Source organism: Pseudomonas multiresinivorans (assembly GCF_012971725.1).
GTDB classification, from domain to species: domain Bacteria; phylum Pseudomonadota; class Gammaproteobacteria; order Pseudomonadales; family Pseudomonadaceae; genus Pseudomonas; species Pseudomonas multiresinivorans.
In genome coordinates this window covers 1,472,917-1,490,147 of the sequence record NZ_CP048833.1, presented here as the reverse complement: position 1 = coordinate 1,490,147, position 17,231 = coordinate 1,472,917, and the positions used below count along the sequence as shown (strand labels likewise).

The 17,231-nt window shown below is 64.9% G+C and carries 23 protein-coding genes and 1 tRNA gene; 14 read left to right on the top strand and 10 right to left on the bottom strand.

Translation table 11 applies throughout. The features are described 5' to 3' along the window. Positions 1–6 precede the first annotated feature (6 nt). Positions 7–453: an Lrp/AsnC family transcriptional regulator gene (locus G4G71_RS06770; protein ID WP_065085495.1), complete on the top strand. Its 447-nt coding sequence runs from the start codon at positions 7–9 to the stop codon at positions 451–453. Between the two features lie 347 nt (positions 454–800). Here the strand turns inward: G4G71_RS06770 and G4G71_RS06765 are convergent, their stop codons facing one another. After that, a complete protein-coding gene (locus G4G71_RS06765) occupies positions 801–2,078 on the bottom strand; it encodes an acetyl-CoA C-acetyltransferase (RefSeq protein ID WP_169936367.1) in 1,278 nt (425 codons plus the stop codon). 168 nt (positions 2,079–2,246) lie between these two features. Between G4G71_RS06765 and G4G71_RS06760 the strand changes: the two genes are divergently transcribed. After that, the gene (locus tag G4G71_RS06760; protein ID WP_084358557.1) at positions 2,247–3,602 is read left to right on the top strand and encodes a 3-oxoacyl-ACP reductase; all 1,356 of its coding nucleotides are present in this window, start codon (positions 2,247–2,249) and stop codon (positions 3,600–3,602) included. A 175-nt stretch (positions 3,603–3,777) separates the two neighbouring features. Here the strand turns inward: G4G71_RS06760 and G4G71_RS06755 are convergent, their stop codons facing one another. Both G4G71_RS06755 and G4G71_RS06750 read right to left on the bottom strand, forming a co-directional pair. Beyond that, positions 3,778–4,179: an EF-hand domain-containing protein gene (locus tag G4G71_RS06755; RefSeq protein WP_169936365.1), complete on the bottom strand. Its 402-nt coding sequence runs from the start codon at positions 4,177–4,179 to the stop codon at positions 3,778–3,780. Between the two features lie 63 nt (positions 4,180–4,242). Continuing rightward, positions 4,243–5,250, bottom strand: a complete 1,008-nt coding sequence (locus G4G71_RS06750) for an AraC family transcriptional regulator (RefSeq protein ID WP_169936363.1) — start codon at positions 5,248–5,250, stop codon at positions 4,243–4,245. Positions 5,251–5,454: 204 nt separating this feature from the next. On the opposite strand from G4G71_RS06750, the gene G4G71_RS06745 reads away from it, so the two are divergent. Genes G4G71_RS06745 through G4G71_RS06730 form a run of 4 tightly spaced genes read left to right on the top strand, consistent with a single transcriptional unit; the run spans position 5,455 to position 8,094 of the window. Next, the gene (locus G4G71_RS06745) at positions 5,455–6,312 is read left to right on the top strand and encodes a MaoC family dehydratase (protein WP_169936361.1); all 858 of its coding nucleotides are present in this window, start codon (positions 5,455–5,457) and stop codon (positions 6,310–6,312) included. 47 nt (positions 6,313–6,359) lie between these two features. Beyond that, positions 6,360–6,677 (top strand): nucleotide pyrophosphohydrolase, encoded by a 318-nt coding sequence (locus tag G4G71_RS06740; protein ID WP_024766201.1) that lies wholly within the window; start codon positions 6,360–6,362, stop codon positions 6,675–6,677. Further along, positions 6,674–7,444, top strand: a complete 771-nt coding sequence (locus G4G71_RS06735) for a methyltransferase domain-containing protein (RefSeq protein ID WP_169936359.1) — start codon at positions 6,674–6,676, stop codon at positions 7,442–7,444. Before G4G71_RS06740 ends, G4G71_RS06735 begins: the two co-directional genes overlap by 4 nt. A gap of 53 nt (positions 7,445–7,497) precedes the next feature. Then, positions 7,498–8,094: a DUF4136 domain-containing protein gene (locus G4G71_RS06730; RefSeq protein ID WP_169936357.1), complete on the top strand. Its 597-nt coding sequence runs from the start codon at positions 7,498–7,500 to the stop codon at positions 8,092–8,094. Here G4G71_RS06730 and G4G71_RS06725 read toward each other — a convergent pair. Beyond that, positions 8,079–9,005: a glycerophosphodiester phosphodiesterase family protein gene (locus tag G4G71_RS06725; protein ID WP_240964885.1), complete on the bottom strand. Its 927-nt coding sequence runs from the start codon at positions 9,003–9,005 to the stop codon at positions 8,079–8,081. The genes G4G71_RS06730 and G4G71_RS06725 overlap by 16 nt on opposite strands. 132 nt (positions 9,006–9,137) lie before the next feature. Here G4G71_RS06725 and G4G71_RS06720 point away from each other — a divergent pair, with 132 nt between their 5' ends. From G4G71_RS06720 to G4G71_RS06685, 8 genes are all read left to right on the top strand, one after another. After that, complete coding sequence (locus tag G4G71_RS06720; RefSeq protein WP_169936356.1) at positions 9,138–9,710, top strand: DUF4136 domain-containing protein; 573 nt, start codon at positions 9,138–9,140, stop codon at positions 9,708–9,710. Positions 9,711–9,721: 11 nt separating this feature from the next. Continuing rightward, on the top strand, positions 9,722–10,216 hold the full coding sequence (locus tag G4G71_RS06715; RefSeq protein ID WP_169936354.1) for a GNAT family N-acetyltransferase: 495 nt from the start codon (positions 9,722–9,724) through the stop codon (positions 10,214–10,216). After that, on the top strand, positions 10,203–10,577 hold the full coding sequence (locus G4G71_RS06710) for a DsrE family protein (protein WP_169936352.1): 375 nt from the start codon (positions 10,203–10,205) through the stop codon (positions 10,575–10,577). The genes G4G71_RS06715 and G4G71_RS06710 overlap by 14 nt, the downstream gene beginning before the upstream one ends. Then, the gene (locus G4G71_RS06705) at positions 10,574–11,035 is read left to right on the top strand and encodes a glycine cleavage system protein H (protein WP_169936350.1); all 462 of its coding nucleotides are present in this window, start codon (positions 10,574–10,576) and stop codon (positions 11,033–11,035) included. Before G4G71_RS06710 ends, G4G71_RS06705 begins: the two co-directional genes overlap by 4 nt. Continuing rightward, positions 11,032–11,715, top strand: coding sequence for a M15 family metallopeptidase (locus tag G4G71_RS06700; protein ID WP_169936348.1), 684 nt, complete (start codon positions 11,032–11,034; stop codon positions 11,713–11,715). Before G4G71_RS06705 ends, G4G71_RS06700 begins: the two co-directional genes overlap by 4 nt. A 127-nt stretch (positions 11,716–11,842) precedes the next feature. Beyond that, a complete protein-coding gene (locus G4G71_RS06695; protein ID WP_169936346.1) occupies positions 11,843–12,466 on the top strand; it encodes a GrpB family protein in 624 nt (207 codons plus the stop codon). 71 nt (positions 12,467–12,537) lie between these two features. Next, complete coding sequence (locus G4G71_RS06690; protein WP_169936344.1) at positions 12,538–12,741, top strand: hypothetical protein; 204 nt, start codon at positions 12,538–12,540, stop codon at positions 12,739–12,741. Between the two features lie 82 nt (positions 12,742–12,823). Beyond that, positions 12,824–13,045, top strand: coding sequence for a DUF6434 domain-containing protein (locus G4G71_RS06685; protein ID WP_169936342.1), 222 nt, complete (start codon positions 12,824–12,826; stop codon positions 13,043–13,045). Here G4G71_RS06685 and G4G71_RS06680 read toward each other — a convergent pair. The 6 genes from G4G71_RS06680 to G4G71_RS06655 all read right to left on the bottom strand — a co-directional run bounded on the left by G4G71_RS06680 (position 13,042) and on the right by G4G71_RS06655 (position 17,219). Continuing rightward, complete coding sequence (locus tag G4G71_RS06680; protein ID WP_169936340.1) at positions 13,042–13,452, bottom strand: hypothetical protein; 411 nt, start codon at positions 13,450–13,452, stop codon at positions 13,042–13,044. The genes G4G71_RS06685 and G4G71_RS06680 overlap by 4 nt on opposite strands. 104 nt (positions 13,453–13,556) lie before the next feature. Next, positions 13,557–13,652 (bottom strand) — tRNA-Sec (locus G4G71_RS06675). Positions 13,653–13,660: 8 nt separating this feature from the next. Beyond that, positions 13,661–14,701: a phage integrase gene (locus G4G71_RS06670; protein WP_169936339.1), complete on the bottom strand. Its 1,041-nt coding sequence runs from the start codon at positions 14,699–14,701 to the stop codon at positions 13,661–13,663. Then, positions 14,701–15,993, bottom strand: a complete 1,293-nt coding sequence (locus G4G71_RS06665; protein WP_169936338.1) for a hypothetical protein — start codon at positions 15,991–15,993, stop codon at positions 14,701–14,703. Before G4G71_RS06665 ends, G4G71_RS06670 begins: the two co-directional genes overlap by 1 nt. Positions 15,994–16,621: 628 nt before the next feature. Next, positions 16,622–17,011 carry a hypothetical protein gene (locus tag G4G71_RS06660; RefSeq protein ID WP_169936336.1) on the bottom strand — a complete coding sequence of 130 codons (390 nt, stop codon included), beginning with the start codon at positions 17,009–17,011 and terminating at the stop codon, positions 16,622–16,624. Beyond that, the gene (locus G4G71_RS06655; protein WP_023090052.1) at positions 17,004–17,219 is read right to left on the bottom strand and encodes a hypothetical protein; all 216 of its coding nucleotides are present in this window, start codon (positions 17,217–17,219) and stop codon (positions 17,004–17,006) included. Before G4G71_RS06655 ends, G4G71_RS06660 begins: the two co-directional genes overlap by 8 nt. Between the last annotated feature and the right edge of the window lie 12 nt (positions 17,220–17,231).

The window sequence follows — 17,231 nt, the reverse complement described above, 5'->3', positions numbered from 1 at the left end:
AGACTGATGGACAAATACGACCGCGCCCTGCTCGCCGCCTTGCTGGAAGACGGCCGCCTGTCCTTCGCCGAACTGGCCCGACGCATCAACCTTTCCCCGCCCGCCGTGGCCGACCGTGTGGCGCGCCTGGAAGCCGAAGGCGTGATCACCGGCTACCACGCCAGCGTAGACCTGTCGAAGATGGGCCGTTCGATCCAGTGCCTGATCGAACTGCGCCTGAACGACCACCGCAGCAAGACCATGCTCGATCCGCTGCTGGAAATTCCGCAGATCATCGATTGCTACCGCATCACCGGCGAGGCCTGCGTGATGCTCAAGGTAGCGGTGAGCTGCACCCAGGAACTGGAAGAGCTGATCGACCGCCTCGCCCAGTTCGGCACCAGCAAGACTTCGCTGGTGCTCTCCACGCCCTTCTCCCGGCGAATCCATCCGGCGATGTTGCAGGGTGGCTGAGGGGCGTTTCTAGAAGGTAATTGCGCAGCCCGCTCCCACGTAGTCTGTGAATCCTCCGCGGGGCTTGCCCTCTCCCTAACCCTCTCCCTGAAGGGAGAGGGGACTGGTTCAGAGCAGGATGAAACCACAGCGTCAGCCGGTACAGACAGCTCCCTCTCCCTTCAGGGAGAGGGCTGGGGAGAGGGGCCAACGCAGGCACCGGCTTTCAGAAGAAGACAGTTGCTCCTACAAGTGACGCTTTGGCGAATAGCGGACAAAAAAAGGCGGCGCCGCTCGCGCGGTGCCGCCTGAAGTCACGGAGTTGCTACATCGCGGGTCGGCGAAGAGGGCCGCCCCGTTGTATTGGATTACCGTTCGATGATCGCGGTCACACCCTGGCCGCCCGCGGCGCAGATCGAGATCAGCCCACGCCCCTTGCCAGCGGCATCCAGCAGCTTGGCCAGGTTGGCGACGATGCGCCCGCCAGTGGCGGCAAACGGGTGGCCGGCTGCCAGCGAACTGCCCTTCACGTTGAGCTTGCTGCGGTCGATGGATCCCAGCGGCGCGTCCAGCCCCAGGCGCTCCTTGCAGTAGTCCGCGTCTTCCCAGGCCTTGAGGGTGCACAGCACCTGGGCGGCGAAGGCCTCGTGGATTTCATAGAAGTCGAAGTCCTGCAGGGTCAGGCCATTGCGCGCCAGCAGGCGCGGTACGGCATAGACCGGCGCCATCAGCAAGCCTTCGTGGCCACCGACGAAATCCACCGCCGCTGCTTCGCCATCCTTGAAGTACGCCAGGATCGGCAGGCCACGCGCCTTCGCCCATTCCTCGCTGGCCAGCAGCACCACGGAAGCGCCATCGGTCAGCGGCGTGGAGTTGGCCGCCGTCAGAGTGCCGCGCGGGCCGCGCTCGAACACCGGCTTGAGGGTGCCGATCTTCTCCAGGTTGATGTCCGGGCGCAGGTTCTGATCGCGCACCAGGCCGCGGAATGGCGTCATCAGGTCGTTCTGCCAGCCCTCGTCATAGGCGGCAGCCAGCTTGTGGTGGCTCTCGTAAGCCAGCTTGTCCTGCTCGTCGCGCGGGATGGCCCAGGTCTGCGCCATCAGTTCGCAGTGCTCGCCCATCGACAGCCCGGTGCGCGGCTCGCCGTTCTTCGGAATGTGCGGCATCAGGTGGCGCGGGCGGATCTTCAGCAGGCTTTTGATCTTCTCGGCGTTGGACTTGCCGCGGTTGGCTTCCAGCAGAATCTTGCGCAGCCCTTCGTTGACGCCGATGGGCGCATCGGAGGTGGTGTCCACGCCGCCGGCGATGCCGCAGTCGATCTGCCCGAGGGCGATCTTGTTGGCCACCAGGATCGCTGCTTCCAGGCCAGTGCCGCAGGCCTGCTGGATGTCATAGGCCGGGGTCTCCGGCGCCAGGCGCGTGCCGAGCACGCACTCGCGGGTCAGGTTGAAGTCGCGCGAATGCTTGAGCACTGCGCCGGCGACCACCTCGCCCAGGCGCTCGCCGTGCAGCTTGTAGCGCTCGATCAGGCCGTCCAGCGCGGAGGTCAGCATCTCCTGGTTGCTCGCCGTGGCGTACACGGTGTTGGAGCGGGCGAAGGGAATACGGTTGCCGCCGACAATGGCGACCCGGCGCAATTGGGTCATGCAGAGCTCCTGGATGGATGAGCGTTAAAGTGCGGTCAAGGCTAACCTTAGCCGCTTGTGTCGCATTGGCCGCCCCGCCGTTGCGCAGGTCAGCGCGGTCAATTGCGTCGAACCCCTGCCTGCGTAGAGTGGTCAGCACTTTAGAGAATCCGTTCAGGAGCCCGTTCCATGACCGATCGCTACATTGCCTTCGCCAACTCCAACGTCGGCCGCCGCCTGGTCGGCGCCCTCGGCCTGCCCGCGCCGGTTCGCCTGGAGCGCTGGAGCGCCGGGCGCACGCGGCCGGTGGACGGGGCGCTGCTGCTCGGTGGCGAGGGCAACCTGAACGAGGCCGTGCTGCCCTTCGCCGAGCGCCTGACCGACTCGATCTTCGCCTTCAGCGACGGGCAGTACGGCCTGCCGCGCTGGACCGCCGAGCACGGCCCCAAGCTCAAGGCCATCGTCTTCGATGCCAGCGGCCTGACCCGTTTCGAGCAGACGATCGAATTGCGCACCTTCTTCCAGGGCGCGCTCAAGGGCCTGGATAAATGCCCGCACGTGGTGATCCTCGGCCGCGCGCCGGAATCAATCAAAGACCCCATCGCCGCCAGCGTACAGCGCAGCCTCGAAGGCTTCAGCCGCTCCCTGGGCAAGGAAATCCGCCGCGGCGGTAACGTGCAACTGGTGTATGTCGGCAAGGGCGCCGAGGACCAGCTCGAAGGTGCGCTGCGCTTCTTCCTTTCGCCCAAGAGTGCGTATGTCTCCGGGCAGGTCGTGCGCCTGTCTGCCTACGACAAGCAGGTGCAGGACTGGAGCCGCCCGCTGGTGGGCAAGCGCGCACTGGTGACCGGCGCCGCCCGCGGCATCGGTGCGGCCATCGCCGAGACCCTCGCCCGTGACGGCGCCGAGGTGGTGCTGCTGGATGTACCACCGGCCAAAGACGCGCTCGACGCCCTCGCCGCGCGCCTCGGCGGCCGTGGCGTGGCGCTGGATATCTGCGCCGCTGATGCTGGAGAGCAACTGGTGGCGGCGCTGCCCGATGGCGTCGACATCGTGGTGCACAACGCCGGCATCACCCGCGACAAGACCGTCGCCAAGATGAGCGAGGCCTTCTGGAATTCGGTGATCGAGGTGAACCTCAAGGCGCCGCAGGTACTGACCCAGGCCCTGCTGGACGCGAACAAGCTGCATGACGATGGCCGCGTGGTGCTGCTCGCCTCCATCAGCGGCATCGCCGGCAACATGGGCCAGACCAACTACGCGGTGAGCAAGGCCGGCCTGATCGGCCTGGCGCAGGCCTGGGCGCCGGCGCTGGGCAAGAAGGGCATCAGCATCAACGCGGTGGCGCCGGGCTTCATCGAAACCCAGATGACTGCCGCCATCCCGTTAACCATCCGCGAGGCCGGCCGACGGATGAACTCCATGGGCCAGGGCGGCCTGCCGCAGGACGTCGCCGAAGCGGTGGCCTGGTTCGCCCAGCCCGGCTCCGGCGCAGTGAGCGGCCAGGTGCTGCGGGTCTGCGGGCAGAGCCTGCTCGGCGCCTGATCCGTTCCTGCCGGCTCTATTTGTAGGATGGGTGGAGCCTAAGCGATACCCATGCTGCCGCAAGGTTTGATGGGTATCGCTTCGCTCCACGCCATCCTACGAAAAGCCTCTTCCCCGCGCCTCGCAGAAGCGCGCTATGCCCTCGTTCAGGCCGGCCAACTGCAGCGGTGGTCGATCAGCTTCGCGCCGCCACCAGCTTGCGGAACTCCTCCGCGCTCACTCGGTGATCGCCATCTCGATCCGCACGCACGATCAACGCCGGTTCCTGGGTCATGAACTCCGCCTGGCTGACCTTGCCGTCACCGTCATGGTCCGGCCAGGCGATGGCATTGGGCGAGACCTGCACGCTGGGATTCGGCGGCGTCACTTCCTCGCGGGTCAGCAGGCCGTCCTGATTACGGTCCAGCCGGTGGAACATGCGCACGCGCATCGGCGCCATGTCGCTGGCCTCGATGTAACCGTCGCCGTTGGCATCCAGGCGGGAGAATGCCGTTTCGCCCATCTCCCCCGCAAAGGCGCAGGGTGCGGACAACAGGACGGCAGACAGCAGGAAGGCTTGGCGGATTCGGCTTTGCATCGGTGATTCCAAGGTGGGACTGACCGGCAAAGCCTATCCACAGCCGAGCTCGAAAGGGTTCGATCACTCCACCGGCGGCTGCGGGCGGCCGCGGCGGCGGAACTCCACAGGAGTCTCGCCGACCCAGCGCTTGAAGGCACGGTAGAAGGTGCTCGGCTCGGAAAAGCCGGTCCGCTCGACGATCACCTCGATGCGCTCGTCGGTCTTGAGCAGCAGCTCCTTGGCCAGGCGACAGCGGTAGTCGGTGACCAGGTCGTTGAAGCGCACTCCCGCCATGGCCAGGCGCTCGCGCAGGCGACGGGCCGGCATGTCCAGCCGCGCGGCGACCTGTTCCAGCGTTGCGCCGCCATCCACCAGCAGTACGCCGATCAGCTCGCGTACCTTGCGCACCAGGTCCAGCCGTTCGACTTCCGCCAGTTGCCGGCGTGCCAGTGATTCGTGCATGCGCAGCAGCTCGGGAGCGGCATGGCGCGAGGCTTTCTCCAATACTGCGGCGTCGAAGATCAGCGCGTAACGCTCGGCACCCAGCACTGCCGGGCAGCCGTAGACCTCGCGGTAGCGCGCGGCAGGCGCACCTTCGTTGTGCATTAGTTGGACTTCGTGGGGTTTGAAGTCGCCTTCGGTCAGGGCGTGGAACAGGCGCACTACCGCGCCGGCGAGCATCTCGGGGAAGTGGCGGTTTGTTCCAGCAGTGTGGCCGAGCAACAGGACGGCTTTCTCGCCTTCCACTTCGAGCCGCGCATTGAGGGTGTCGGAGAGCAGGCGAACGTAGCGCAGGGCATGGCGCAGCCCCTCGCCGAACGTGGCGCTGGACAGGAACAGGTACTCCAGCAGCAAGCCGTGGAACGCGGGCAGGTGTCCGGCCAGGTAGAGGCCGACATGCTCCTCGCCGCACTCTTCGGCGGCGGCTTTCCAGAACAGGTTCTGAGCGCTGTGGGGGAATCGTCCGGCAGGCAGGCTGCCGGCGGGCAGGCCGACGCGGGCCAGCACACGGTCAGGGTCGGTGCCGCTGGCGCGCAGGGCGTCGATCACCGGGCGCATCAGCGCCACATCGTCGGTCAGATCACGCATGGTGTTTTTTCTAGTTATCCATGGGGCGGGCCCATCTTAGGCAGCTTTCTTATCGCCTCTCAAGAGAATCAGGAAGCAGGTTGAGGGAAATATCCAGGCAATGGCGGGTCAGATTGACTTGCCTGCCGCGCGCCGCGTTGCCACGGCCAATGCCTGGGGCTGAGCACTGGCTAAGCTGAATGAATGCCCCTCAGGAGATACCCGATGTCCCGCGATTGGCTCGACCTGTCCGCACCACCCGCCCTCACCGGCCTGTTCGTTCGCGCGGCGCTGCGCCGCGGCGTGCGTGGCCGCAGCCTGCCAACCCGCGGCGTGCGCTGCCCGGTCACGGTCGATCCGAAGCACCTGGAGCGCTATCGCAAGGTCTGCGGCTTCACCGACAACCACCTGTTGCCACCCACCTATCCGCACATCCTCGCCTTTGGCCTGCAGATGGGTCTGCTCACCGACGCGAGCTTCCCGTTCCCGCTGCTGGGCCTGGTGCACCTGGAAAACCGTATCAGCGTGTTGCGGCCGCTGGGCGGGCTGGGGCCCTTCAACGTCAGCGTGCGGGTGGCGGACCTGCAGCCCCACGAGAAGGGCGTGACCTTCAGCATCATCACCCAGTTGCACGACCAGCTCGGCCTGCTCTGGGAAGGCGACAGCCGCATCCTGTTCCGCGGCATGCGCCTGGACGGCACACCAGCGGTTCGCCACGAGGAGGCCGTGCTGCCTCTGCAGCAGATCGACGCGTGGAACTGCCCGGCGGACATCGGCCGGCGTTACGCCCGCATCGCCGGCGACTACAACCCGATCCACCTGTCGGCTGCCAGCGCGAAACTGTTCGGCTTCCCTCGCGCCATCGCCCACGGCCTGTGGAACAAGGCGCGCAGCCTGGCTGCCCTGGGCGAGCGCCTGCCGGCCGCCAGTTATCGGGTCGATGTGCGCTTCCAGAAGCCCGTCCTGCTGCCCTCCTCCGTCACCCTGCTGGCCAGCGAACCCGCGCCTGTCGGGCAATTCAGCCTGCGCGGCAAGGACGACCTGCCGCATATGGCCGGCAGCTGGGGCCCGCTGGACGTTTGAAGCGCCAGGCTTGAAGCTATGGGGCTGACGCTGGAGCCCCATCTGCAATGAACCTCGAAGCCATCACCGCACGCCTGCACGCCATCCGCGACCACAACGACTGGAGTCGCTTCCACAGCCCGAAGAACCTGGCCATGGCGGCCAGCGTGGAAATGGCCGAACTGGTGGAAATCTTCCAGTGGCTGCGCGAGGACGAATCGCGCCAGTTGCCACCGGAGAAGCTCGCCCACGCCGGCCAGGAGGTCGGCGATATCGTGCTCTACCTGCTGCTGATGTGCGCAGAACTGGGCATCGACATGAACCAGGCGGTACTCGCCAAGCTGGCCGACAGCGAACGGCGCTTCATCGAAGGAGGCGCCAAGTGAGCGAATCCCCGAAGACCGGCGACCGTCACTTCGACGAACTGGCCACGCGCTTCGCCGAGAAGATCTACGGCGGCGCCAAGGGCGCCATCCGCCTCGCCGTGCTACAGGCCGACCTGGCCGAAGCCTTGCCCGACCGCCCGCTGCGGGTACTCGACATCGGCGCGGGCCTGGGCCACATGTCGCTGTGGCTGGCCGGGCGCGGCCATGAGGTGACGCTCGCCGAACCTGCCGCACCCATGCTCGAAGGCGCGCGCCAGCGCTTCGAGGAGGCCGGCCTTGCGGCCACCTTCATCGAGGCTCCCTGGCAGGACCTGCTCGGCCAGCTCAACGAGCCCTACGACCTGGTGATCTGCCACGCCGTGCTGGAGTGGCTGGCCGAGCCGCTGGCCATCCTCCCCGTGCTGCACCAGCTGACCCGCGCCGATGGCTGGCTGTCCCTGGCTTTCTACAACCGCGATGCGCTGATCTACCGCAACCTGCTCAAGGGGCATTTCCGCAAGCTGCGCAAGAACCGCTTCGCCGGCGAGGGCCAAAGCCTGACCCCGCAGGAACCGCTCGATCCGCGCGTACTGGAGGCCGCCATGGCTGGTCACTGGAGCATCGATGCGCGCAGCGGCGTGCGGGTGTTCCACGACTACATGCCGGTGGAATTCCAGCACAAGGCCGAGCCGCTGGACCTGGTGGAAATGGAGCTGCAATACCGTCGACATCCTGCCTTCGCCGGCCTCGGCCGCTACCTGCACTGGCTGTGCCGGCCGCAGGATTAGGTGCATAGTTGCCACTGCGCACGCCAATCGAAGTGAGCGTGCGGGAGTCCGTCATGCCGCGTCATCTGCTGGTCCTGCCACTGTTCGCCGCCCTCGCCGCCTGCCAGGGCCAGAACCCCTACACCGCCACCTCGCTGCCGATGCCACCGGCCCCCGCGCAGTCGACCAATCCCGGGCTCGATCCGGGCAGTTATCCCGCGCCGCCGCTGGACTACGGGCGCTTCCGCTCGTGGAGCTGGATGGACGGCACCGGCTTCGGCGGCCCGCTGCAGGATGCCGTCAGTGAGGCGCTGGACCAGCGCGGCCTGCGCCCGGCTCGCACGAATACGCCGGCGGACCTGACCGTCAGCGCCCATCTTTCCAGCGAGCAGCGCACCCGCCAGACCACCGACTACTACAACGGCGGTTACTACGGCGGCTACGGCCGCTGGAACGACCCGTGGTATGGCGGCTACGGCGCCTCCTACCCGGTTACCCGCACCTACGTGGTCACCGTCAGCGTGGTGCGCATCGCGCTCTTCGATGCGCACAGTCGCCAGCAGGTATGGAGCGGCAGCGCCGAGTACGAAGACGGCAGCAGCCAGACCGACCAGGCCCGCGCGCTGCGCGAAGCCGCGCGCAAGGCCATGGACGGTTACCCGCCGGGCTGAGCCGCAGCGCGCCGATAGTCGGGAACACTGGCCGGCGAATCGACCATCACCGCATCGGCGCCCAGTTCGCGGGCCGTCCGATAGGCCGCCGCCGAATTGATGCCGAACATCATCACCGTGGTTCCTGCGGCTCGTCGCACGCACGCCATCGCCTCTGGAGTCCACAACCGGGCCGGCTTCACCGGATGGGACGACGAACCGAGGGTGAACTGTTCCGTCACCGTCAGCTCGCGGTCCAGTTCGATGCCCATCCAGGCACCTGCGACCGGCGGAGCGCAGCGCCCGCCCAGCGCCAGGTCGACCAGTCGATTGCGCGTCGCTTCGCGGCTTTCGAAATTCAGTGCGCGACCAGCGTAGTGCTGTGCCAGGTAGTCGCTGGCATCACGCTCGGTGGAGTAGAAGCGCACCCGCGCCCAGGCCCGCTCCTGATCCAGCGTCCGCGCGACCGCATCGATGACGTCGGCCACCGGTCGCGCCTTGATATCGAGGAACAACGGAACCTGCGCCGGGATCGTTCGCAGCGCCTCGGCCAGTGTCGGGATCGCTTGAGGGGCCGTGCGATACGGATAAGCGCCAGCGGCGTCCTTGAACTGATAGCCCGCATTCACCGCGCGCAGTTGCTCCAGCGTCTTCGAGGCGACCGCACCCTGCGCATCGGTCAGCGCCGACAGGTCCGCCGGCCGGTACAGCACCGCCACACCGTCGGCAGACGCCTGCACCGACAGCCAGAGTCCCTCACTGTGGTTATCCAGCGCCCGGTGAATCGCCAGCAAGGTGTTCTCCGGAGCATCCGCCGTGCCGCCCCGGTGCGCCACCACCTGCGGCTCCTGCCTTACCGGCCGTATGCCGTCCAGGCTGCATCCCGTCAGTACTACCAGCCCTAATGCCGCGCCCAGCCACTGCTGTTTCATGACCTTCTCCAGATCGAAGACGAGCGGCGACTCTAGCAATGGGAAGGGCCGTCGCAGACGCTGAACATTCCGTACTTGCCATTCCCCGTGCCTTGCGCTTGGATGGAAATCTCTGACTGGAGTACTGCGACCATGATCCGCCGTCTGCTCTGCCGCTTTATCCTCGGGGGCCTGCTGCTCGGCCTCGCCGCCTGCGAAACCACCAGTGTCAGCCGCGATTACGACACCACCCGCGACTTCTCGCGCTACCAGACCTGGAGCTGGGCGCAGCCGGCGTTCGAGTACCGCCCGGATGACCCGCGCATCAAGAGCGACCTTACCGAGCAACGCATCAGCGACGCGGTAGCCGACCAGTTCGACCAGCGCGGCCTGCGCAAGGCCCAGGACGGCAACCCGGGCGATGTGAAAATCCGCGCCTACCTGATCGTCGACCAACGCCAGGACCAGGTGACCACCTACACCGGCGGCTACTGGGGCGGTTACTGGGGTGGCTACTGGGGCCCGCCGCCCATGGCCGAGACCCGCAGCGTGACCTACAAGGTCGCCACCATCCAGGTCGACATGCTCGACGGCAAGGACGGCAAACTGGTCTGGCGCGGCAGCGGCGAGCAGATCATGCGCAGCAGCCCGCCGACACCCGCCGAGCGCGAAGCGGCAATCCGCGAGACGGTGCAGAAGATCATCGCCCAGTATCCGCCGCACTGACAGGAGACCCCGTGAACCAGTCCGCCCTGCAGCATCGCCCCGCCCTCGCCGACGACCTTGGGCAAGTGGTGGAATTCCCCCAGGACGCCGATGAGCTTTTCTACTGCTATCCCAAGGCGAGCTGGCCACTGACCGTCGGCCAGCTCGCTGCCGCCATGGCCGAGAGGCGTGGCAGCACGGTCGCACTGCTGGATGATCGCGTCGCGGGCTTCGCCAACTTCTACCAGTGGCAGCAGGGCGATTTCTGCGCGCTGGGCAACATGATGGTGGCGCCATCGGCGCGGCGGCACGGCGTCGCGCAGTACCTGATCGAGGTCATGGAGAATCTCGCCCGCGACCAGTACAAGGCGCAGGTCATGAAAGTGTCCTGCTTCAATGCCAACGCCGCCGGCCTGCTGCTCTACGCACGCCTGGGCTACCGGCCGCAGGGCATCGTCGAGCGCGCCGACCCGCAAGGCCGGCGCGTCGCCCTGGTCCAACTGGAGAAATCCCTTGCCCACGCCTGAAGTCCAGCGGGTGCTGATCATCGTCAGCAGCGGCCCGAGCACCCCGGCGCGCTGCGCCGCGCCCTTCTACACCGCCACGCTGCTGGCCTGCATGGACGCGCAGGTCACCCTGTTCCTAAGTGGCGAAGGCACGCGCCTGGCCTTCCAGGACATCGCCGATCACCTTTATGCCGCCGAGGGTGGCGAGCCCATCAGCCATTTCATCCAGCAGGCCAAGGAAGCCGGCGCGCGCCTGCTGATGTGCCGCGCACCGGGCATCAGCATCGACGAGAGCCGACTGATCGAAGAGGTCGACGAGATCGCCAGCGGCGGCGAGATGGCGCGCATGATCCTCGAATATGACCGGGTACTGACCCTGTGAAGCTGCACGGCCTCGAATTTCCGGATCAGTTGCTCTACGCCCCCGAGTACAACCTCTGGCTGCGCGAGGAAGCAAGCGGCGCCGTCACACTCGGCCTCACCTCCTACGGCTGCGCGATCTACGGGCAGATCTTCGCCTTCACCCCCAAGCGCGATGGCTGGCACATCGATTGCGATCGCAGCTTCGGCGTAGTGGAGTTCGCCAAGGCTGCTTCCTCGGCGCGCAGCCCGCTGGACGGTACCGTCCTCGCCAGCAACGAAGCCGTGGTGCGCCGCCCCGGCCTGATCAACCAGGACTGCTACGGCGAGGGCTGGATGGTGCGCCTGAAGCCCGACGACTGGGCCGGCGCCCGGGGCCGTTTCCTGCACGGCGAGGCCGCGCTGAAAGCCTTCGAGCAGCGTATGCGCCTGGACAATTTCGACCCGGACGACGACGGGGTCCAGGCGTTGCGCCCATGAGCCCGGCAGGCAGACGCCTCGCGCTGCTGCTCTGCCTGCTCGCCAGCCCGACGCTGTACGCCGACCAGCCCGCGCAGGACGGCTTCGTCTATCTCGACCAGGTACTGAAATCTGCGCGCTATGAGGTGCGCTACGCCGGCGCCGACAACTTCGTCGGCGAGCCCATCGACGGCTACCAGAAGGCGCGGATCATCCTGACCCGCGAAGCTGCCAGCGCATTGGCAGCGGTCGAGAAGGACGTCGCCCTGAGCGGCCTGGCGCTGAAGATCTTCGATGGCTATCGCCCGCAGCGCGCCGTGGATGAGTTCCGCCGCTGGGCTGCCGACCCGCAGGACATTCGCCAGAAGGCCCGCTATTACCCGGGCCTGGACAAGCCTGCATTGTTCCGCGACGGCTACATCGCCAAGCACTCCGGCCACTCGCGCGGCAGCACCGTCGACCTCACGCTGGTGGATTCCAGCTCCGGGGAAGAACTGGACATGGGCAGCCCGTTCGACTTCTTCGGGCCCATCTCCCATCACGGCACCGCGCTGGTCAGCGTGCAGCAGACGCGCAACCGCGAAACCCTGCGCCAGGCCATGCTGCGCCACGGCTTCGAACCTTACGGCGCCGAGTGGTGGCACTACACCCTGAAGGCCGAGCCTTACCCGAAGACCTACTTCGACTTCCCGGTGCAATGAGCACGCTCCACGAGCATGGCCCTCAAGATCGCGTCCCTGGAATGCTCCTGCCGGACTTGCTCGGAACTCCGCCCGCCCGACCAGCCTCCAATCCTCGCCCTCCCACCGCTATCGCCGGAGTTTCCACATGAGCCCGCTAGCCCCCGAATTCGACGGCCAGCGCTGGAGCAACGCCGAAGACGACCGCATCGAAGTCGTTGCAGCCGATCCCCATTGGCTACAACGATTCGCCGAAGAAGCCGCCGCCATCGCCCAGCAGGTCGAGCTCCCCGGCCTGGGCATCGAGCACATCGGCAGCACCGCCGTGCCGGGGCTGGATGCCAAGCCGATCATCGACATCCTCCTGCTGCCGCCGCCGGGCAGCGACCCGCATCGCCTCATCGAACCGCTACAACGGCTGGGCTACCAGTACTGGGCGGAGAATCCCGACACCTCGCGAATGTTCTTCGTCAAAGGCATGCCGCCGCTGGGCAGCGGGCGCACCCATCATGTCCACGTCATGGAGCTGAACGAAGCCTCGCGCCGACTGCTGTTCCGCGACTGGCTGCGCACCCACCCCGACGACGCCCGACTCTACGCGCAGGTGAAACACGACCTGGCACAGCGTTTCCCCACCGACCGCGACGCCTACACCGAAGGCAAGGACGAGGTCGTCGCGCAGATACTGGGGCGCGCGCTCAACCCGCCGGAGCACTACCGCGACGGCGACGCTGCCCATGGTGGCGAAATCCAGGGACCGGACAGCCGCTGAAGATTGCTGCTCGTTAATCCGCCGTTAATCCAGCCGGCCGAAGCTCGGAGCTCCCCTCAGGAGGAAGTCCCATGCTCAAGCTCTCCGTGGTCACCTTCGCCTGCTTCACCCTGGTCGGCTGCGCCGACGCCCCGCACTACAACCACTTCGGTGCCATCGAATCGCCCGTGCGCGAATCCTTCGGCGAAGACAACCTCGAACGCCAGCCCACCCGCATGCGCCTGCAAAGCGACGATTACTCGGCGCAGCAACAGCGGATGATGTGGGGCCAGTGACGCCGCAACACCTCGGCAGACCGCACCAGCGGCTGCCGAGTGCGCTATAACGGCAGCTCCCCAAGGCACAGGAATGGACGCCATGGCCTTCGACTGGCACAGCGACCCGATCACCCGGCAGACCCCGCTGGATAGCAACTACCGCAACACCCAGAACGTCCGCCGCTTCATGACCGAGCACTGCGGCGACGACTTCCATTTCGACCGCGCCTTCATGGCCTGGATACGCAGCGGCGCGCCAGCGGACATGGGAGCGGTGGTGGATGAGTGGCGGCGGCGCAAAGACTGCGCGACTACTCGTTAACAGCCGATCCACAAAGTAAAGCGGCCGTCGCGAATGGGCATGGCGTCTCGTACAACGCTGTAACGCACGGGCAGGACCCCACCCGTTCCGACGCCCAGACGATCAGCCAGCGCCAGCACTTCTTCGAAGGACGCTTCCGGCAGGTATTTATTGAAGGAGAAACTTTCTCCGCCAATCAGCACATGCAGCGCGTAGACGTCATCGCTGTCTGCGTCATAAGTCATCAAGCCCTGAAGCTGGTCACCGGACGGTAATCGAAACAATGCGCGAACCAGCAAGGGCCCCGATTGCTCGACCTGAGCCGCCATCAGCGGTATCAGAAAACACTCTTCCCGTCGCCCATCCTGCAACTGCCAAAGATCGCCCAATTCCAGATGTTCTTCGGTGAACAGGTCCAGCCTTACCATGGCCAGGTCCCTCCTGACGGCGCAGCCTTGATGACCTCAGGCAGACAATAGCCCATGCCTGCTCAGCCTGTGCCAAGGGCGGAAGAAGTTCGAAACAGGGAAATTGGCGGAAGGCAGTGAGAGTCGAACTCACCCAGGAACGGCTGCCGTCCCCCACCGGGTTTGAAGCCCGGCCACGCCACCGGGCGTGATTGCCTTCCATATTGATTTACAAGGCTTTTTCTCCAGCTTCCGTGGCCGACTCCGGTGGAGTGTCGAAGAAGTGTCGAAAATCTCTGCTGGGACCGAACGCTAGCACGTCCTGCATGTGCCCTGGAGCGAGGTGCGCATAACGCATGGTCATCGCCAGGGTCGAATGGCCGAGTATCTTTTGCAGGGACAGGATGTTGCCACCGTTCGCCATGAAGTGGCTAGCGAAGGTATGTCGCAGGACGTGTGCCTTCTGACCTGGCGGTAACTCTAGACCAGCCTTGGTGACAGCTTCATCAAATGCGTTTCGACAGTTGGTGAAAGGTCCGAAGCGTTTGAAGTGATCGAGAATCCTGCTCTCCAGTTCGGGTGAAATCGGTATCGAGCGTCGACGCTTGGATTTGGTGTTGATGAAGTGCACGGCAGCTCCCTTCACCCTGGATGGCACAAGCCCCTGCGCCTCTCCCCATCGACACCCCGTGGCAAGGCAAATGGCTGATATCAGCTCCACGTGGACGTGCGGCATCTGGCGCAACGTATCGAACAACGCCGCGATCTGGTCATGATCGAGGTAGGCCAACTCGTTCTCTTGCAGCTTCAGCGGCTTCAGAGTGGCCAGTGGGTTCGGGTAATCCACCTCACCAAACTGGATCAGGCAATTGAACATCGCGCGCAGGTACGACAGCTCATTGTTGAGAGTCTTTCGGCTGTAGCCATCCGCAAGGCGCTTGGCCCGATACTCCGCAAACCGAATGGCCGTGAAGGCCCGCCCAATAGGGTTCTTGAGCCGTTCAATCATCCGTCGCATCAGCAGCTCGCGCCCGTCGTAATCGCTCAGCGCATGACCATGCAGAACACCCCAGCGATTGAGCAATTCCAGCAACCGGCGTCGGTCCTTCGGAGTGGGGTTCCAACCAGGGCTATCGATGCACTTCTGACGCACAGTAGCCTCGAAGCGTTGGGCCTCTCCCTTGGTACTAAACCGCTTGCGGAAACGCCTGCCCTTGATCGGTTCTACATCGACAAACCAACGGCCATCGGGGAGCTTGGTGATGCTCACTAGATAGAGTACCCCCGCCGCAAATACCGGTCATTCAGCAGCTTGCGCATGTGCTTTTCGAGGTCGACAGTCGTGAAGCCTTTGGCCTTGTAGTGATCCTCGATCACGTGCCAGAACGGCAGCGTCTTGCCGACCTCAATAGCCTTTTTTATGTTCACGCGCTCCCGTGCGATAAGGCTGACGAACTGGCCCAGGAACATCTCGCAGTTCTTCCCGGAGAAGCCCTGTGCGGTCTTGTAGTAGCGGCGGTACTCGGTGCGATCAATCAGCGGATCGGCCTCCACCTGGACCTTTGCATCCTGGAAGATCAGGGTCCAGAACGGATCGAGGCGGGACTTGGATTTGAACAGGCGGAAGTTGTCGCAGGCGTAGCGCCAGAGGCCTTGCAGGTGCGGGCATAGGCCAGCATAGGTGCGGCACCCGATCACCTCACCAGAGGACAGCGTGGAGCCTTCGGAGAACTGCTGAATCACCGAGTGGTGGAAACGGAACTCAAGGCGCCATACGTCCTCTTCAGGCTTGTACGCCGGGTCACCATCACCGAACGGATCGCCGTTGAGGGATGCCCACACGTTGCTCCAGTAATCGAGCTTGTCGGTGGCCCGTGCCTGGATCGTTTTGTTGTAGATGCACAGTTGCAGGCCACTGGCGGAGCCGAACATGTACGTTTCACCGCGACCGTAGACGGAGGCGCTGCTGTCGAACTCAATGCGCTCAATCCCGGTGATCTGGCGCACCCGATGCGAGCGGCAATGCATGTGCTCCACGATGTCGCGCGGAGGCTCCCAACCCTGCACATCCAGGGCGAGATGGACCGCACACTGATTGGTTTCGCAGTGCATCAGCACAGCCCGCGCCAGGTCATCCATCAGGCGTTGAAGCGATTGCGGATCCGCGCCATCCAGGGCGTGAGGGGAAATCTCGAACTTGAGGTGAGCGCCGATGTTCTCGAGCTTCACGTTGTGGTTCTTGATCAGCAGGATCACGCCCATGTCAGCGTTCTGCAAACGGTACTGATAGCCCGAATCGCGCCCTACCCTGCCCTTGGCCCACTGGTGGCCGGCGAACTTAACGAACTCTTCCGGCTGCTCGAACAGCGCCATGACTTCAGGCCGGATCATGCCGTTGTACAACTGGCGAACGGTGTCGACGCCGCAACGCAGCAACCGAACGTTGGACAGGTCAATGAATCGCTTGCGCTGGTCATCGAAAAACAGGCGACCGCTCTCCGACTCCACGAACTCGCCATTGGGCTTCAGGGTAATGCGCAGCATGTGATAGGGCTTTGCCATGTTAAACACTCCAAATAGCTACGAATTGAAACGTTGGTAGTTGGGCTTTCCGACGTGTTACAGGGGGCGTCGGCCGCGCCTTCGGCCTACCGCTCGTGCCTTGCGCTCCCGGCCGGCGTCGCGGCCCACGCCCGACTCATGCACCTCAGTAGGGAAACGCTACTGCTGGCGAGGAAGAACCCAGGGCCGAGATCGCGCCCAGCAGGTAGGCCAGCGCCACCAGCACAAGGTCATAGGTCCAATCGGGTAATTGCATCGCGCTGCCTCCGTTGCCTTTTCGCAGGCATGAGTTGGCCTGGCACGGATAAACAGGCGCGCTCGCCGGTTGATCTGCGCTATCGAGGTTTTGCAGTGGGATATGGGTATTGAATCAAACCGCCGGCAGCGCGACTAATCGTTTGATTTAATGGCTAGAGGCCCGTTCTAGACGCATTGGAACGAATAGCGACGGAACAACATTCGGGGTCATGGGCAGGCATTTCAAGCCATCAGCTTTCTTGATGGCTGACGCCTCCATCACACCAAGGGCGCTGCCCTTGTCATCCCGCTCTTGCCGCCGAGGGCTCGGGAGCGCGGGGCGGAGAAGCTGCCCCACGCTCACCGGCCGAGGCTGATGAGGGGCAAGCGTTCAAGGGTTCGCTCCGCCCGTGCTTCCGTTCGCCGGAACGGTGGGGCTGTTCCGACGAGCCGGGAGCGCGGCCCTTGAGCGCGAGTCGTCAGGGTGGGTGACGCGGCCCAGTACGTTGCCGGAACCATGCCGGTCGCGGTACCGCATCACCCGAATCGTGCGCACGTTCGACCAGAACATCTCGTTGGGAAATGGCTCGTCACCAGCGACGTGCTTGACCAGGAAATACGGTTCTTCCTGGATACCGGCCAGCGGCAGGACGATGCCCACGATGTGCATGCAGCACCAGAGCGATTCAGGGTCCTGCTCCCAGGCCAACTCAACGAGGACAGTCTTCCCCAGATAAGGCAGAGCGCTTTCGGCATCGAGGACGGGAGATTGGCTATTCATTGCTGTAGTCCCCCGCACCGAAGGTGGCTTTGCCGCGCTCCATGTCGTCGCGGAAACGGGCAAGATTGATCATGCGGAAGCACCCCATCTGGATGCTCGGAACAGTGCCGTCTTCCGCCCACTGGGCCGCTTCGTCGTACGACACGCTGCACATCTCCGCAAAGGTAGCGATGCCGCACAGGTCCAGATTCCATTTCTCCTTGCTCACAGTCGTTCTCCC

Coding starts and splice junctions, on each gene's coding strand:
- G4G71_RS06720 (WP_169936356.1), top strand. CDS start 9,138: ATGATCCGCCGTCTGCTCTGCCGCTTTATCCTCGGGGGCCTGCTGCTC.
- G4G71_RS06665 (WP_169936338.1), bottom strand. CDS start 15,993: ATGGCAAAGCCCTATCACATGCTGCGCATTACCCTGAAGCCCAATGGC.
- G4G71_RS06745 (WP_169936361.1), top strand. CDS start 5,455: ATGTCCCGCGATTGGCTCGACCTGTCCGCACCACCCGCCCTCACCGGC.
- G4G71_RS06660 (WP_169936336.1), bottom strand. CDS start 17,011: ATGAATAGCCAATCTCCCGTCCTCGATGCCGAAAGCGCTCTGCCTTAT.
- G4G71_RS06700 (WP_169936348.1), top strand. CDS start 11,032: ATGAGCCCGGCAGGCAGACGCCTCGCGCTGCTGCTCTGCCTGCTCGCC.
- G4G71_RS06690 (WP_169936344.1), top strand. CDS start 12,538: ATGCTCAAGCTCTCCGTGGTCACCTTCGCCTGCTTCACCCTGGTCGGC.
- G4G71_RS06740 (WP_024766201.1), top strand. CDS start 6,360: ATGAACCTCGAAGCCATCACCGCACGCCTGCACGCCATCCGCGACCAC.
- G4G71_RS06770 (WP_065085495.1), top strand. CDS start 7: ATGGACAAATACGACCGCGCCCTGCTCGCCGCCTTGCTGGAAGACGGC.
- G4G71_RS06750 (WP_169936363.1), bottom strand. CDS start 5,250: ATGCGTGATCTGACCGACGATGTGGCGCTGATGCGCCCGGTGATCGAC.
- G4G71_RS06695 (WP_169936346.1), top strand. CDS start 11,843: ATGAGCCCGCTAGCCCCCGAATTCGACGGCCAGCGCTGGAGCAACGCC.
- G4G71_RS06755 (WP_169936365.1), bottom strand. CDS start 4,179: ATGCAAAGCCGAATCCGCCAAGCCTTCCTGCTGTCTGCCGTCCTGTTG.
- G4G71_RS06765 (WP_169936367.1), bottom strand. CDS start 2,078: ATGACCCAATTGCGCCGGGTCGCCATTGTCGGCGGCAACCGTATTCCC.
- G4G71_RS06680 (WP_169936340.1), bottom strand. CDS start 13,452: ATGGTAAGGCTGGACCTGTTCACCGAAGAACATCTGGAATTGGGCGAT.
- G4G71_RS06730 (WP_169936357.1), top strand. CDS start 7,498: ATGCCGCGTCATCTGCTGGTCCTGCCACTGTTCGCCGCCCTCGCCGCC.
- G4G71_RS06760 (WP_084358557.1), top strand. CDS start 2,247: ATGACCGATCGCTACATTGCCTTCGCCAACTCCAACGTCGGCCGCCGC.
- G4G71_RS06685 (WP_169936342.1), top strand. CDS start 12,824: ATGGCCTTCGACTGGCACAGCGACCCGATCACCCGGCAGACCCCGCTG.
- G4G71_RS06725 (WP_240964885.1), bottom strand. CDS start 9,005: ATGAAACAGCAGTGGCTGGGCGCGGCATTAGGGCTGGTAGTACTGACG.